The sequence below is a fragment of the Vibrio sp. J383 genome (assembly GCF_023503985.1).
Lineage (GTDB): Bacteria > Pseudomonadota > Gammaproteobacteria > Enterobacterales > Vibrionaceae > Vibrio > Vibrio splendidus.
Genome location: NZ_CP097294.1, coordinates 345440 through 360207, shown reverse-complemented (window position 1 = coordinate 360207; position 14768 = coordinate 345440). Strand labels below are relative to the sequence as shown.

Annotated in this window: 13 protein-coding genes; 7 read left to right on the top strand and 6 right to left on the bottom strand. The window is 44.3% G+C overall.

Annotated features, from left to right (window positions below; all coding sequences use genetic code 11):
* Window positions 1–183: 183 nt before the first annotated feature.
* Window positions 184–1062 (top strand): 6-carboxytetrahydropterin synthase, encoded by an 879-nt coding sequence (locus M4S28_RS18165; RefSeq protein WP_249633427.1) that lies wholly within the window; start codon window positions 184–186, stop codon window positions 1060–1062.
* A 125-nt stretch (window positions 1063–1187) separates the two neighbouring features.
* On the opposite strand, the gene M4S28_RS18160 is transcribed toward M4S28_RS18165, so the two are convergent.
* Window positions 1188–2228 (bottom strand): acyltransferase, encoded by a 1041-nt coding sequence (locus M4S28_RS18160; protein WP_249633426.1) that lies wholly within the window; start codon window positions 2226–2228, stop codon window positions 1188–1190.
* Between the two features lie 123 nt (window positions 2229–2351).
* Window positions 2352–3308, bottom strand: a complete 957-nt coding sequence (locus tag M4S28_RS18155; protein ID WP_249633425.1) for an AEC family transporter — start codon at window positions 3306–3308, stop codon at window positions 2352–2354.
* A 160-nt stretch (window positions 3309–3468) separates the two neighbouring features.
* Between M4S28_RS18155 and M4S28_RS18150 the strand changes: the two genes are divergently transcribed.
* Entirely contained in the window at window positions 3469–4062 is a 594-nt protein-coding gene (locus M4S28_RS18150) for a TetR/AcrR family transcriptional regulator (RefSeq protein WP_004732750.1), read from the top strand.
* Between the two features lie 193 nt (window positions 4063–4255).
* Window positions 4256–5104, top strand: a complete 849-nt coding sequence (locus tag M4S28_RS18145) for an alpha/beta hydrolase (RefSeq protein WP_004732751.1) — start codon at window positions 4256–4258, stop codon at window positions 5102–5104.
* A gap of 320 nt (window positions 5105–5424) precedes the next feature.
* On the opposite strand, the gene M4S28_RS18140 is transcribed toward M4S28_RS18145, so the two are convergent.
* Window positions 5425–7959 (bottom strand): glycosyl hydrolase family 18 protein, encoded by a 2535-nt coding sequence (locus M4S28_RS18140; protein ID WP_249633424.1) that lies wholly within the window; start codon window positions 7957–7959, stop codon window positions 5425–5427.
* Window positions 7960–8427: 468 nt separating this feature from the next.
* Complete coding sequence (locus tag M4S28_RS18135) at window positions 8428–8892, bottom strand: DUF2850 domain-containing protein (RefSeq protein WP_017092427.1); 465 nt, start codon at window positions 8890–8892, stop codon at window positions 8428–8430.
* Window positions 8893–9199: 307 nt separating this feature from the next.
* Here M4S28_RS18135 and ppnP point away from each other — a divergent pair, with 307 nt between their 5' ends.
* On the top strand, window positions 9200–9481 hold the full coding sequence (gene ppnP / locus M4S28_RS18130; protein WP_017089998.1) for a pyrimidine/purine nucleoside phosphorylase: 282 nt from the start codon (window positions 9200–9202) through the stop codon (window positions 9479–9481).
* 221 nt (window positions 9482–9702) lie between these two features.
* Here the strand turns inward: ppnP and M4S28_RS18125 are convergent, their stop codons facing one another.
* The gene (locus M4S28_RS18125; RefSeq protein ID WP_249633423.1) at window positions 9703–10575 is read right to left on the bottom strand and encodes a pirin family protein; all 873 of its coding nucleotides are present in this window, start codon (window positions 10573–10575) and stop codon (window positions 9703–9705) included.
* Window positions 10576–10752: 177 nt separating this feature from the next.
* On the opposite strand from M4S28_RS18125, the gene M4S28_RS18120 reads away from it, so the two are divergent.
* Window positions 10753–11034: a hypothetical protein gene (locus tag M4S28_RS18120; protein ID WP_004732756.1), complete on the top strand. Its 282-nt coding sequence runs from the start codon at window positions 10753–10755 to the stop codon at window positions 11032–11034.
* 28 nt (window positions 11035–11062) lie between these two features.
* On the opposite strand, the gene M4S28_RS18115 is transcribed toward M4S28_RS18120, so the two are convergent.
* The gene (locus M4S28_RS18115; protein ID WP_249633740.1) at window positions 11063–12253 is read right to left on the bottom strand and encodes a GGDEF domain-containing protein; all 1191 of its coding nucleotides are present in this window, start codon (window positions 12251–12253) and stop codon (window positions 11063–11065) included.
* Between the two features lie 314 nt (window positions 12254–12567).
* Here M4S28_RS18115 and M4S28_RS18110 point away from each other — a divergent pair, with 314 nt between their 5' ends.
* Window positions 12568–12906: a DUF1840 domain-containing protein gene (locus M4S28_RS18110; protein WP_102492146.1), complete on the top strand. Its 339-nt coding sequence runs from the start codon at window positions 12568–12570 to the stop codon at window positions 12904–12906.
* A gap of 404 nt (window positions 12907–13310) precedes the next feature.
* Window positions 13311–14705 carry a hexose-6-phosphate:phosphate antiporter UhpT gene (uhpT, locus tag M4S28_RS18105; protein WP_004732760.1) on the top strand — a complete coding sequence of 465 codons (1395 nt, stop codon included), beginning with the start codon at window positions 13311–13313 and terminating at the stop codon, window positions 14703–14705.
* Window positions 14706–14768: the final 63 nt, after the last annotated feature.

Sequence of the window (14768 nt, the reverse complement as noted above, 5' to 3'; positions counted from 1 at the left end):
CTATGTTTTAGCGGAAATTGTGCAGAGTTTGTTCTTTTCTCAAAAGAGGGTCTAAAAAGGTGGACTTTTTAAGCTTGTCGTAACATCCTGCTCGTCCTATTTTATCTAGACACCAATGAGACGAAGTGCCTGCTGGACATTATTCAGCCTCCCGTATCTCATTAAAGTATTAAGGAGTTCAACTTGAACCTATTTGTAAGAGACCTTACCGTTATCGATTCTTCATACATCTGTGAACACAGAGGGGTCGTAGGAGATAGTTGGATTTTAGATGTCACCATGTCTGGTGAACTTAATGAAATGAGCATGGTTCTGGATTTTAGCAAGGTCAAAAAGCAGATCAAACACCTCGTTGATGAGCACGTTGATCACCGTTTGCTACTGCCAATGCAAAGCGCTGCAATTGTTCTTCAAGCGAGCAAAGCGGGCTACTCTCAGGTTGATGTGTTGCGTGGTGACAAGAGCCTCCACCTACATTGCCCTGACGAAGCATACTGTCTGATTGATGCAGAGGCGATCACCATCGAGAGTGTGACCGCTCATGTTTATCATATTCTGCGTGATAACCTTCCAAGTAACGTCACCGGGTTAGAGATCAACCTACGTCATGAGAACATTAATGGCGCGTTTTACCACTACACCCATGGTTTGAAAAAGCATGATGGCAACTGTCAACGTATTGCGCATGGTCACCGTTCTCCAGTAGAAATCGTGGTTGATGGTCAGCGTGACGAGCAACGCGAACAAGCATTTGCTCAGCGCTGGGAAGACATCTATTTAGGGTCTAAAGAAGATCAAGTTTCAATTTCATCACTTAACCTGAGTGAACACGCGCAAAGCGTTAATGATGAAAGTCACTATGGCTTCCGCTACAGCGCGCCACAAGGCGAATTTGAGCTGGCGATTGCTAAGAGTGAGACGGAAATTTTGCCAACGGATACCACGGTAGAATTACTTGCGGGTTATATTGCCGATCAAGTTGAGCCTAGCCTAGCAGAGAGCCAATCACTACAAATCGTCGCTTATGAAGGTGTTGGCAAGGGCGCAATGGCGTTCCGATAACACTTCAACGAGTGATACAGTCTCGTTACTGACATGATGAAATAAAGGCAAGATAATCCGTTATCTTGCCTTTATTTTTTGTGGTTCTATAAAACTGATTTAGCGGATAGTTATAGATATAAACATTAACGAAGTAGCACGCGTCGCAGTGGTGTTTTCTCGATCCCAGCAATCAACCCGAAGCTCAACAATACGGTGCCAAAAAATACCGTAACGTCTTTTGCCAATTCCGTAATCCCTAAAGCTCCACAGACATTGAACAACACGATAATGATCAGTAAATGGCTTACGTAGATACCCAGCATGCGATTTGAAATGGCACGAACCCAAGCGTAGTTACCCATGTTTGGATTAGCCAAAAGCCACATAAACACGCCCATCCCCCATAGCGCCGTGCCAAACAAGAAATCATTCATGTTGAATCCGACGTCGAACGTGGTGAGCCATGCCGCCTCAGCAAAGTGAATCAACATGCCTAACGCTAATAACCCCAACGCTTTAGTTGATGACACCTTCCATTGATCCTGACGAATAAGGAAACCTAAGGTCACCATTAAAGTGCCAAAGAACGGACCATTACGCGTGAAGAAGGGTGCTTCCAACCCGGTTAGCGTTGCGTAGCTTCCTGCCAAAACACCATAGCCATAGAGTGCAATAGCGATCGGTAATAGCAGTTTGTTGAGTTTCAATTCAATCAATAAAGCGATGCTCAACACTGCGCAAACAAGGGCTGGAATGAACCACAAATGCACCAGACCGCCCTCTAAGAATGAGTTAAGAGGAGTGCTCATTAAGAAACCCCAATAGCCTTCACGTTCACCTAGATAGCCAAACTCTTCTACCTTCGCGAGATTGAATGGCATCACTAAGCAAATGATGCTCCATGCCAACCAAACCTTAAGCAGTGGTTTAGAGTAGTTCAGGACTGTTTCCCATGGCGATGCAGCCAACTTGGGCTGAATAAGGTAACCAGAAATCAGGAAGAACAGAGGTACCGCAAAACGAGCGGCTTGGTTGAGCACATAACCGATCCAAGGCACTTCATCTATTTGCCAATAAGTGAGTGCCATTTGGCCGTGTAAACCAATGATCGCCAAGATAGCAATCACTCGGCCTAACTCGATACTGGCGATGTGTTGTGAAGGCGTATGTTGAACGGAAGACATATCAGATCTCTTAGTAAAATTTTTACGAAATCTAGCAGCCTTTATGCCCAACCAGTTAGTCCTAAATCAAGGCTTATGACCTTTATTTCAGGGCTTGTGTCGGTTTTTTGAAGCCTGTCGCAGCTATATCAAACCCATTGCGGTGAGTGCAAAAATACCTAGTGTGCAAGTGATAAGAGAAACAACGGTCGTGAGCGCGATGATGTTAGCCGCCAGGGTTGAATTCCCTCCCATTGCACGAGCCATAACATAGCTTGCCGCTGCCGTTGGTGCAGCGCTCATCAAGAAGATAAGCCCGAGGTCGAGCCCTTCAAACCCTAAGTACCCAGCAGCCAATGTAATCAGTAAAGGTGAGGCAATTAACTTGTAGCTAGAGGCGAACCACGTCGACAACTTTTCTTGTTTGAGCGAGCTAACATCCAGCGACCCGCCAGTACAGAGTAGGGCCAAAGGCAACGTCATGTTGGCAAAGTATTGCCCAGCGTCAGCCACCATTTTTGGAATAGGGATTGAAAGCGCATAGAAGACGACCGCTAAGAAAATAGCAATGATCAACGGGTTTTTGGTGATGGATTTGACGATTACTTTAATGGCTTTAGCGCCGGTGTCTTTGCCTTTGGGTGTTAGTGCAATCACAGCTTGAATGTTATACAGCACAGTTAGGGATGCGACATAGATAGCCGCCAATGCCACGCCTTGGTTGCCATAGATATTAGCCACATAGGCGAGGCCGATGATCGCGGTATTAGCGCGGAATCCACCTTGGACAATCACACCTTGATCTTTCGAACCTTTGAATACCAACTTGGTTGAGAAAATCGTGAACAAGAAAAAGATAAAATTTGCGATGACGCCAAAGGCAACTAACGCGCTACTGGCTGAAAAGTTGTGATTCGATTGAACAATGCTTAGAAATAGCATCGCGGGTAGAGTGACTTGAAATACGACCTTAGATGCGACATCAATGAAATTATCATTGATCAAGCCGATTCGCTTGAGCATCACACCAAGAAACAGCATTAAACAGATAGGGCCTGTTACTGACGCCGAAAACGCAAACTGTTCCCAAAGTGTGTTCATTGTTTTTCCTTTGTTAGTCGATTTCAATTTCCTTTGAATACTGTCGCATTTTTCCACAATTCTTTGATAATACAAAATGAATACCAAGGGTTAAGTAAAAAACTTGAAAAAAAGTACGAACGTGCTAAAAATAAAGCATCAGATTTATTATTGGTGAATAATGAGCAAAGGAAAGATAACCAAAGAGTATATTTTGAGCCATGCATTTGCACTTGCGAGTGAGAATGGTCTTGAGAGTTTGACGATTGGCGAATTAGCCAAGCAGTGTGGTATGTCTAAGAGTGGATTGTTTGCGCATTTCAACTCTAAAGAGAACCTGCAACTCTCTGTACTCGAATATTCCAACGCCATATTCACTGAAAGAGTCATCATTCCGGCGAGAGAGTTGGGCGACGGTGATATTGAAGCCAAGCTGAAACAACTGCTCGATAACTGGCTTGGCTGGAACCATTCGTTCCAAGGCAGCTGTATGTTTATTGACGCTTGGAAAGATGCAGGCAGCGAAACCTCTGTGATTCAGAAGGCACTGCAGAAAACCATTTCAGTGTGGATTGATTACTTGACGATTCAAGTAGCAAAAGCGGTTGAGAGCAAACAATTCAGAGCCGATTTAGACCCGAAACAGGCAACCTTCGAGTTATACGGTCTCTATTTAAGTGCGAACTTGTTCTACTCATTACGAGGACAACAAGCGAGCCACACTCATTTTTGGAGTGGTGTAGAGCGCTTGGTAGCCAGTTGGAAAGCGGTTTAATACATACAGCAGGTTAACTCGCAAATCATGTGAGTCTTGCTGAAGTAAGGTTTACAACAAAATTTTAGAGAAGTGGTGGTAAGCGATGATAAATCGCAGTAGCGCCATTTTTTATATCAACAAATAGCACGGTCGTTCGATTTTTAGGGCCGAGCTCGATCCGCCAATAATGATGGCGATACAAGGAACGGTCATGAGTGACAAAATCTATTTTAATACATCGAACAAGTTCAGCTTCAAGCGCAGCCTAATTGGCGCTACGACGAATCTGCATTACATCCTAGCACCGAGCCACGCAAAGAAAACGGCACGTAAACTGCTGCTCACTCCGATGCGCACCGAGCAAAAGAATGCCGATCCAAAAGGTTTGATTAAAAGTGAAATCAAAGGCCGTGATGGTGTTTTGAAAACTTACTCTTTGGGTACGGGGCCCGTTTGGGTACTGACCCACGGTTGGTCAGGCACCGCGAGTCAGTTCTTTCCTTTAATGGAACACATCGCTGCTAAAGGCTTTACTGCAATGGCTTACGACCATCCTGCTCATGGTGGCAGTGATGGCGTGCATGGTCATATCCCTGCGTTTGTGAATGGTTTAGAAGCTGTTCTAGATTCGGTGGGTGAAGTGGCAGGTTTGGTTGGTCACAGCATGGGTACCGCTTCTGCGTTGGAATGTAAGCACGTTAAACTAGAAAACAAACCGTTGTTGCTCATTGCACCTGTGTTGGATTATCTAGAAAATCTATTTGGCAGCGTTGCGCGTTCTGGTTACTCAATGAAGTTGTTTGAGGCGGTCGTGGGTGAAGTGGAAGAGCAGTTTAACTACCCAATTCAGTCTGTTGATCCCTATGGAAAGTTGGCGCTTCGTGAGTCTCAGACGATCATTGTTCATGATGAGCAAGACAAGTTTACTAAGTTTGATGTGTCTCAGCGTGCAGCTAATGAAATGGGTCGCGTTACCTTGATTGCGACTCAAGGCCAAGGTCACGGGCGAGTGATGAAGTGCCCACAAGTGTTCGAGAGCTTTGATAACTTGATTGGCTAAGTCTAATACCAATCGTAGTAAATAACTGTTCACCCTAGCTTGTTAAAAATCTCGATAACGTCGTTAGATTTTTTGATTGTAGAATAACTACCCATCGAAAAAATCTGCCTTGTTCTCAAGCTTTTTCCTGCGCTATTTTTGAACACTTGCTTACTGTGATTGGTATAACGAGCGCAAGTCAGTAGGACGCCAGTAAAAAGATCGTAAGATCAAAGCTCAGAAAACATAAATAAAAAGGCCAACCAGACATTATCTGGTTGGCCTTGCTTGTAGGTGTTTAGTCGACGCTTAGTTAGCGTTTAGCTAAGCACTATTTTTAGTTAGCAGCTTGCAGGACCGATCTCTTTCCACACGCCCCACTGGCCTGTCGTTGTTGGATCTTCACCTGTTGTCCACCATTTCGCTTCCCAAACCTTACCGCCTTGAGTGACTTGGTCGCCGCCAGTGTAGACCGCACTTGAATCCCAAGCGTTAGTACACGTACCGCCGCCTGTGGTTTTCTTAAGAACGTTCACTGAAGTAGCCGCTACCGATGTATCAGTGCCATCGCTGACCGTTACAGAGAAGTTCAGCGTTGTATCTTGCGTGTATTCCGCCGCGACAAAGCTCACTGAAGAACCTTGAACCGTTGCATCAATACCAGCAGGTACATCCCATGTGAAGGTTAATGTGTCTTGGTCAGCATCGCTCGAAGCCGAAGCATCAACCACGACTACGTCACCCGCATTAACTTCAGCTGGAGCTGAAACAATCGCAACTGGTGCTGTATTGACTGGACCTGTGTCCTTAGGGGTTACTGTTACAACCACTGTGTCAGTTGCAGTAGCACCTTCGTTATCAGTTACCGTTAGACTGAACGTTAGTACTTCTTGTTGAGCGACTTCAACCACATCGAAGCTTGCAACAGCCGCATTAGCGTTCGCCAGCGTTACTGCCGTGCCGCTTACTTGTGACCAAGCGTAGCTCGCAATTGAGCCGTCGCTGTCTTTTGAAGCGCTACCGTCTAAAGAAACAGAAGCTGGGCCTTCAACCGATTGGTCTGCGCCCGCTGCTGCGGTTGGTTTACGGTTTACAGGATCTGTTGTTCCGCCCGCTAGGCCTTCATGCATTGCGTTGAGGATGTCGCCGTTATCTGCATCAATTTCCCAAGAGAATAGACCCGCAAGGCCAAGGCTACGAACGTACGCGCCTTTTGCTTTTACTGAGCGGTCATCATCAAATGTGATTAGCTTGCCCGAAGTACGGTTCCAAACGTAAGGCGCTTCTGCCATTTCGTCGTAGCCATATTCAAAGCCGTTGATGCCTTGGTTGTTTGCACCAAGCATTTTCGCTTTAATGCCTTTGTAATCGATAACGCCATCTTCCCATACACCCTGAGCAGAGCTGCCGGTTAGCTTGCCATTACCCACTCCCGTCATTGGGTCAGTAGGGTCTGTGAGTGATGAAGGTAATACGCCCTCCCAACCACGACCATACATTGCTGTACCAACCACAAGTTTGTTGGCTGGAACACCTTGCTCAAGTAACAACTGGATGCCGTTGTCTGTGGTGTAAGCTGGGCCGGTGTATTGTTCGCCATTTTCATCAAGTCCTGTGCCATCACATTGGCCAGGGCGCATGAAGTTACCGCAGTTGAGTGCTGTTTGGTGACCTAACACGTTGTTCCAACCGCCGTAGAAGTCGTAAGTCATTGCGAAGATGTAATCCATGTATTGGATAGCATCGCCGTAGTTCACGTCTTCAATCTTGTCGTGACCAACGCCGATCGCTGATGTTAGCTCGTAAGTACGGCCGTTCTCAGCTTCTAGCTCATCCAACATAACGCGCAGCTCTGCCATCAATGCAATGTAAGCAGGGCCGTCATTCACAGGGTCACCAAGATCGGGAGCAGCACCGCCTCCACCTGGGAATTCCCAGTCAATATCGACACCGTCATAGAATTTCCATGTGTTGAGGAATTTCTTAACCGATGCAACGAACGTGTCGCGGTTCGCTTTTGTAGTGAAATCGAAGAACGGGTCAGACAGTGTCCAACCACCAATTGATGGGATGATTTTCAAGTCTGGATTGCGCTGTTTTAGCGCCATCATCATTGCGTAGTTACCCTTGATAGGTGAGCTGTATTCGTGACCAGCTTGCGGGAAACTCTTTTGGAAAGCTGCCCAAGGATCATGAATCACCACTTCGTAATCGTTTACACCCTGACAGGCTGTCATGAGTGCGTTGTAGCTGTTGCCGCCGACCGATTTTACTGATTCATTAGGACCACAAATTGGGATGAAGCCATAAAGGATATGGGTCAAGTTGTCAGCGGGTAGGTTATCAACCGTGTAATCACGACCATAAATACCCCACTCAACAAAGTAAGTGCCTACTACCGTGTTTGGGTCCGTATTGTATGACTTGTTGTTCGGATCAACATTCATTGCAAGTGGCGCTAAGTGTGAACCATCGGTATCTGCAATCGTGATCTGAGCGGGAGCACTCTTGGCGCAGCCTGTTTCGTCACAAGCCTCGATTTCCATCTGAAATAAGCCGCCTTGGCCGTATTCGAATGAAGCTGTAGTTTGGCTACCAGTAATAGGGCCAGTGGCAACTTTAACGCCATCGAAGTAGATGTTGTACGTGTTTCCTGACGTTCCGCTCCATTGGTTGAACTTGACGTCGACCTTTGCTTTGTCGTGATATTTAACCATCTGGTTGTAGCCAGAAGTGGTTTCCATCGCGAGTTCAATTTTAGAAAACTGCAGGTTGTTGGAACCGTACATGTCGATGCTAGGTGCTGTTGGAGCAGCTAATGCTGTACCAGATAGCGCTAGAGCAATGCTTGCCGCACAGGTATTAATACGAATCATACTTTTTCTCTCATTCCTTGAAGGTTACGAGAACCAAATGGCCCCATAAACGGCTCCAGTCAGTTTTGAAGGAGCTTCCCAGTCAGTATTCGAGAGAGTTTTAATTTTATAACTGAAAATAAATCCGTTTTCGATGGACAACTAAAAAATAGTATTTCGTTACAATTCTGTTGCTTAATGAGTGAGAGGCTGAGTCCATGTTTTATAAAATAAAACACCCTTCAGAAGTAAAATCTCATAAGTGAAAATCCACGACATGAAGTTATGCAAAGATGCGACAAACGATAAGAAAGTATCGCAAGTTGAAGTAGTATCACAAAGCGAAATATGTTGGGTGAGCGGCGCAGATCGGTAGGTAAATATGAAAGTAGTGATGCGGAGAATACTTTTTACGGAGAAGACTATTATTTAGATGACTGTTATTTAGATGACTGTTATTTAGACGACTGAAGAAGACTGAGAAGGGGATTATCTTTTGAATTGCTCGGCTAAGGAAGCGCGTCTTTGTTGCATCACACTGTGGGTATCACCAGCTGCAGTATCCTCGTAGCCTTCTTTAATAAATTGCTGAGATGGTACGCTTGGCTCTAGTCGTTTCAAGCGAGGAGAATCGTAAGTACCACTGATGGTGTAGACGGTGGTTCCAGAACCTGTGCTAATCGTGACAATCTTGCCATCAAAATCAAACGAGGTAGCAATGAGGCGATGATTCATCATTACACCATTATCTGAAAGTGTCAGGGTATCAGTATTGTAAGGTGGTGCCGCAATCTCTATCCATGTGCCATAGACATTGCTTGGGCTGACAGATTGTTGGTGGGCTTGGTAAGCAAAATAGCCCGCGGTGAGGGCAATCATAAAGCCAGCTAATAGGAAGCTGTAGAGTAACGAGTTGGCAAATAAATCTCTGCTTTTGACCGACTTTTTTGCCATTATTTCTTCATTTTCCCACTGATATTATTTTAGATTCTATTAACTAAAACCTTAGTTTGCAAAAATTGTTATAAGAGTTAGAAGCAGGATCGAATGTTCCAATAAATTTGGTTGCGTTGGCGATTTTTTGCCTGATTCCTTGGTATTTACGTTATCAATGAAAGCGAATTCAAGAAATTCCTAAGCTATGCGTATTTATTTCTTGTAGGACAGTCTCGAATTGGTTAAAACAATTATCACCTAGATTTACGCATAGGCTCATTCGTTGAGTCCAATAATTGCAATTTTGAGATAACAAGGAAGTACAATGATTAAAGAAAACACATACTTTGAAGGTGGCGTTAAGTCGTTAGCGTTTAACCAAGCAGGCGCTGATGTGAGTGTTGGTGTGATGGCAGCTGGCGAATACACATTCGGTACTGCGGCTCCAGAAAAGATGACCGTTGTTAAAGGTGCTTTAATTGTAAAGCGTGTTGGCGATGATGACTGGACGACATACCAATCTGGTGAGTCCTTTGACGTTGCGGGTGACTCTTCATTCGACTTACAGGTAAAAGAAGCGACAGCTTACCTGTGTGAATATCTGTAACTCGCTCTAAATTCGTTTAATCAGGGCATCGTTTATCTCTGATTAAATAGAAAAAAACCACGCTCTAAGAGCGTGGTTAAATAAGTGATAGTAACCGGCAGTGGATAGTGTCACTTGTTTTTGCAGTCATCAAATGGATGACCAAATCGTTGTTCGTTGCAAAATCTCTTCAATCTTCAATTCAAAGCTCAATTCAAATCTCAAAGACAGAAATTGGTAAATCAGTAAGTCTCAAATACGCCGTTGTTGTAATCCTGAATCGTCTGTTCAATCTCTTCCATTGAATTCATGACGAACGGACCATAGTGCACAACAGGTTCATTAATCGGTTCACCAGAAAAAACCAGTACACCTGAATCTTCTAAGCTGTCTAAAGAAAGCCAGTCAGCTTTGGTGAGAAGGGCAAGCTGACCTTGCTTGATCACTTTGTCGCCGATCTTAATGCTGCCTCGGTACACATAAGTCATGGCATTGTGATTAACATTAGTCCCTAACGTCACTTTTTGCCCAGAATGAGAGCGCCAATCCGCAACGCTTAATGGCACACCTGTTTTCTGCAATGGACCTTGCGCTCGTAAAGCCTCTGAATCATCGTCAGTTTGGTTCTGCAGTTCAAACCCACTGGCTATCACTCTCAATAAACCACGTTGTTCACTTTGGTGTTCTGTAATGCTTTCACTTTGGAAGTCGTGATATTGCGCGGGCAGCATTTTGTGTGACGCAGGCTGATTTATCCAAATCTGAAAGCCATGCAGTGCGCCTTCTTCCATCATTGGCATTTCGCTGTGAATAACACCACGACCTGCGGCCATCCACTGTGCGCCACCGCTGCGTAGCTCTCCAACATTCCCCATGTGGTCTTTGTGTTGAAAGTGACCTTGGAGCATGTAAGTGAGCGTTTCTATCCCACGGTGAGGGTGCGGAGGAAAGCCACCAACATAGTCTTTGCTTTCATCCGACTTAAGTTCATCAATCATCAAAAATGGAGAGAAACGCGTGTTATTGAAACCAGCGAGTCTCTGGATTTTGACGCCATCACCATCGGAGGTGGCATGTGCTGCAATCACATGATCTACTGTTCTTACACTCGTCATTTTGAAATCCTCATAAACTGGAATAGCTGTAGTTTATGTAATTCGATTTAAAAAGAAGATGGCATAGCGTTGAGTGACTTATTCGAAAATTTTGAACAGGTAACAATAATTTTGAACAGGTAACAATATGAAATTATGTCTATACTCAATATAGAGTAGACCGCCAAGGAGGCCGCTATGGCAGTACAGCAAAAACATGGCGAAAGGCAAGGTCGGATGGGCTTTGATAACGACTTTACAACGGAGCAAGGGCAGCGTTTTACCGAGGTTGCGAACAGCGCGGTTAAACGTCGCGTAAAAAAACGTGCGATTGAAGCACCGTTTATTCAGTCGGCTAAGCAAGCTGCTTTTAAAACGGTAGTGAGACCTAGAGGCAATAACCCAAACCGAACACGACAAGTCATATGGATGATTGTGATCGGGTTAGTGAGCCTATGGCTTATGTATATGGCAGGTTAGTGCGTTTAGCAGTCAGCGATATTAATGGTTAACGTTGACGCGTTTTTAACAGCGTAACATTGTTCCCTTCGACTTTTGCTTCAAGACAATCTTCAAGCTCAGATGAATCCGATTCTGAGAAGGTTAGATTCGTCGGTAGTTCTTCTATCAATGTCGATACTGGATTGTCGTGATAATAAGTGTATCGGTTTTTTCCTGAATGCTTGGCAACATACATCGCTTTATCAGCACATCTCGTCAGTTCATGTAGCTCTTGAGCATCTTGCGGATACAAAGACACCCCAACACTGAGCGTCAATTCCTTGATTCTCTCGTTTGTCTGGCAACCACTTTCGAATAACCCACAAATCCTATCTAAAATACCGTCTAGATCTTTACGAGTTGGTACATCGTAGAGCATCAAAACAAACTCGTCGCCAGCAAAGCGCGCAATCGAATAGTCGTATTCATGGCTTTTTCTGTCTCTGGTTCGAATGTTGTTACTCAAGCGATTGGCAAAGTGCTGTAAGACACTGTCTCCTACGTCGTGCCCGTAGCTGTCGTTAATGCCTTTAAAGTCATCAATATCTAAAAAGACCAATGCCGTAAGTGATCGCTCACTATCCACTGTCGCAAGCTTTTCCACCGCCCAGCGCTCAAAGCTCCAACGGTTGGCCAATCCGGTAAGTTGGTCTCTGTAGGCGAGATCTTCAATGCCTTCTTTATAAAGGCGTTGGATATAACTGACGGCTTTTGTGTAGTAATAAGCGGACGTGTGACACACCAAGCTCATGGTAAACAGGCTAAGAATAAACCGATGTGTGCTGTTAAATGGTAGAGAAAAGTTATTGGGCATTGCCGTAATCAAGGTGCTGATAAACAGACAAAATGAGGTGCTAAAGATGATTCCAATTCTGAAGTCATTGATAAAAATCACCGCCGCCAGAATAGGGTAGAGCCAAAGAATTCGGTCAGGAATGGCGTGACTGTACAAAAATAGGATGACCCCTTGAACCAGTAAAACACCGCTCAGGATCAATTCTGAATACTCAGGGTTAATGACTTTTCTTACGTAAAATGCATTGGAGATAGCGATCAGTGCAAAACACAATTCGAAAACCGACAGTGTGTAATGTTGGCCTTGGAAGTAAGCCCAAGTGTAGAAAATGAATAACGCAGCGGCAGTCAGTGAAAAGGAGTGGACAATTTTTTGCTTGCGGGTGGACCGTATGTCCGCCATTTCTTCTAGGTGTCTGCCGACCAGCCTTTTCATGTGATTTGTGCCAAAGATTTTGATAATGAAGTTAATAGTAGATTAGATAATAAGCTACGCGGAGATTTAGAGGGTTATTTAGTGTGATTGTTATCAAGGTTTTATATTAAAACTAATCAACCGATAATAAATAGTGATGTGTATCACTGATGGCGCAAGCTTGTCCGAGAGTGAGATAATCAAGGTTCGAATTGGCAAAAGCGATTTAGTTATTATCTACTTGCTTTCCAATGATTTACTCAACATAGTTTATAGATACCTAAATTTGATAGAGGCTCATTATGTTAATTACTTTTAGTTGCAAGGCTCATGCTAGCGTCACTATGTTTGGTGAAGTCGGTCTTCAGTTCATTAAGATGCTTGGACATAGTGGCGCGATCCCAGGAGCCATTGATGCTCCAGACGTTCCTCAAGCACTAAATAACTTACGTGCTGCGATCGCCGCTGAGCAGAGCAAACCAGTCGAGCAAGAAAGTGCAGATGACGACAATGAAGAAGAGGTTGTTGAAGCGCCTGTTAATATCGGTAGCCGAGCTTTTCCGCTAGTCGAACTATTGAAAGCAGCTATCAAAGATGAATGCGAAGTGATGTGGCAAGACGGCAGCGGTAAACGACTGTAGTACGATTCGCGCAAAACACGTAACAAGCCTATTGAATCTATTTTAATAGGAATGAATGTTGAGCCAGTATTGATCATGTCATGGAGTTTGATGGTGATGAATCGACACTGGCGCTTTTTTTTGGCGAAGTGTTTCACTTGTGTCTGTTCGTTTACAAAGTTCATCAGCCTTGAAATGAGTGACTTTTGTTATCGTAATATCAATACATAACAGACCGTAAACAAAGTGATGCTGTTCACGCTTTCTTGACTCCCAATTCTGAACTAGGAGTTTTTCCTAGTTATTCTAAGACCCTCTCTCATGCGGTCGATTTTTAGACTCCTTATTATTTCACGGTCAACTAACAAAGAATGCATGGTCGCAACTATGCCGTGCAGACCTCATAAATAATAAGAGAGTTCACAATGTTAAAGTTCCTAGATCAGGTTCGAAAACCGACACTGGATCTTCCGGTCGAAACTAGAAGAAAAATGTGGTTTAAACCCTTCCTACAATCTTACCTAGTCGTGTTCATTGGTTATCTAACCATGTATTTGATCCGTAAGAACTTCAATGTCGCGCAAAACGACATGATTTCTACTTATGGGTTATCAATGACGGATCTAGGTCTTATCGGTCTTGGTTTCTCAATTACTTATGGTATTGGTAAAACCGTCGTTTCCTATTACGCCGATGGTAAAAATACCAAACAGTTCCTGCCATTCATGCTTGTCCTTTCTGGTATTGCCATGTTGGGCTTCAGCTTCAGTATGGGTGGCGGCAGCGCTAGCTTATTCATGATGGTTGCCTTCTACGCATTGAGTGGTTTTTTCCAAAGTACGGGTGGCCCTTCAAGTTACTCAACGATCACTAAATGGACGCCTCGTAACAAGCGTGGTTCATATTTAGGTCTTTGGAATATGTCACATAACGTGGGTGGTGCGGGTGCAGCTGGTGTTGCTCTGTTTGGCGCAAACTACCTATTTGATGGCAACGTAATTGGCATGTTTGTTTTCCCATCTATCATCGCGATTGTGGTTGGTTTCATTGGTATGCGCTTTGGTAACGACTCTCCAGAAGCATACGGTCTAGGTACGGTTGAAGAGTTGTTTGATGAAGAAATTAGCGAAGAAGATACTATCGCTGAAGAAAATCAAATGACCAAGAAAGAGATCTTTGTTGAATACATTCTAAAAAACAAAGTGATCTGGTTGCTCTGCTTCGCGAATATCTTTTTATACATTGTTCGTATCGGTATCGATCAATGGTCTACCGTTTACGCGTATCAAGAGCTAGGTCTATCAAAGGAAACTGCGATTTCAGGTTTCACTCTGTTTGAAGTCGGTGCTCTGGTTGGCACATTGATGTGGGGTTATTTATCAGACCTTGCGAACGGACGTCGTGCTTTAGTTGCTTGTGTATCGCTTGGATTGATTATTGTCTCTCTAGAGTTCTACCAAAATGCAACGAGCGAGTTCATGTACCTAGCGTCACTGTTCGTACTTGGCTTCCTAGTGTTCGGTCCTCAACTGTTGATTGGTGTTGCTGCGGTAGGTTTTGTACCTAAGAAAGCAATCAGTGTTGCTGACGGCGTGAAAGGCACATTTGCTTACCTAATTGGTGACAGCTTTGCCAAACTTGGTCTAGGTATGATTGCGGACGGAACGCCAATTTTCGGCTTAACGGGTTGGAAGGGGACATTCGCAGCACTCGATACGTCAGCTGCCATTTGTATCGTGTTATTGCTATTTGTTGCGGTTGCGGAAGAGAAGAAGATTCGTCACGCGAAGAAGATGCACCTAGCGGCTCAAAACGCGTAATTATTATCACGTGCTTTATTTGATTAAAGCACGTGAGATCATACCAATCGCTAGTTCGATTCA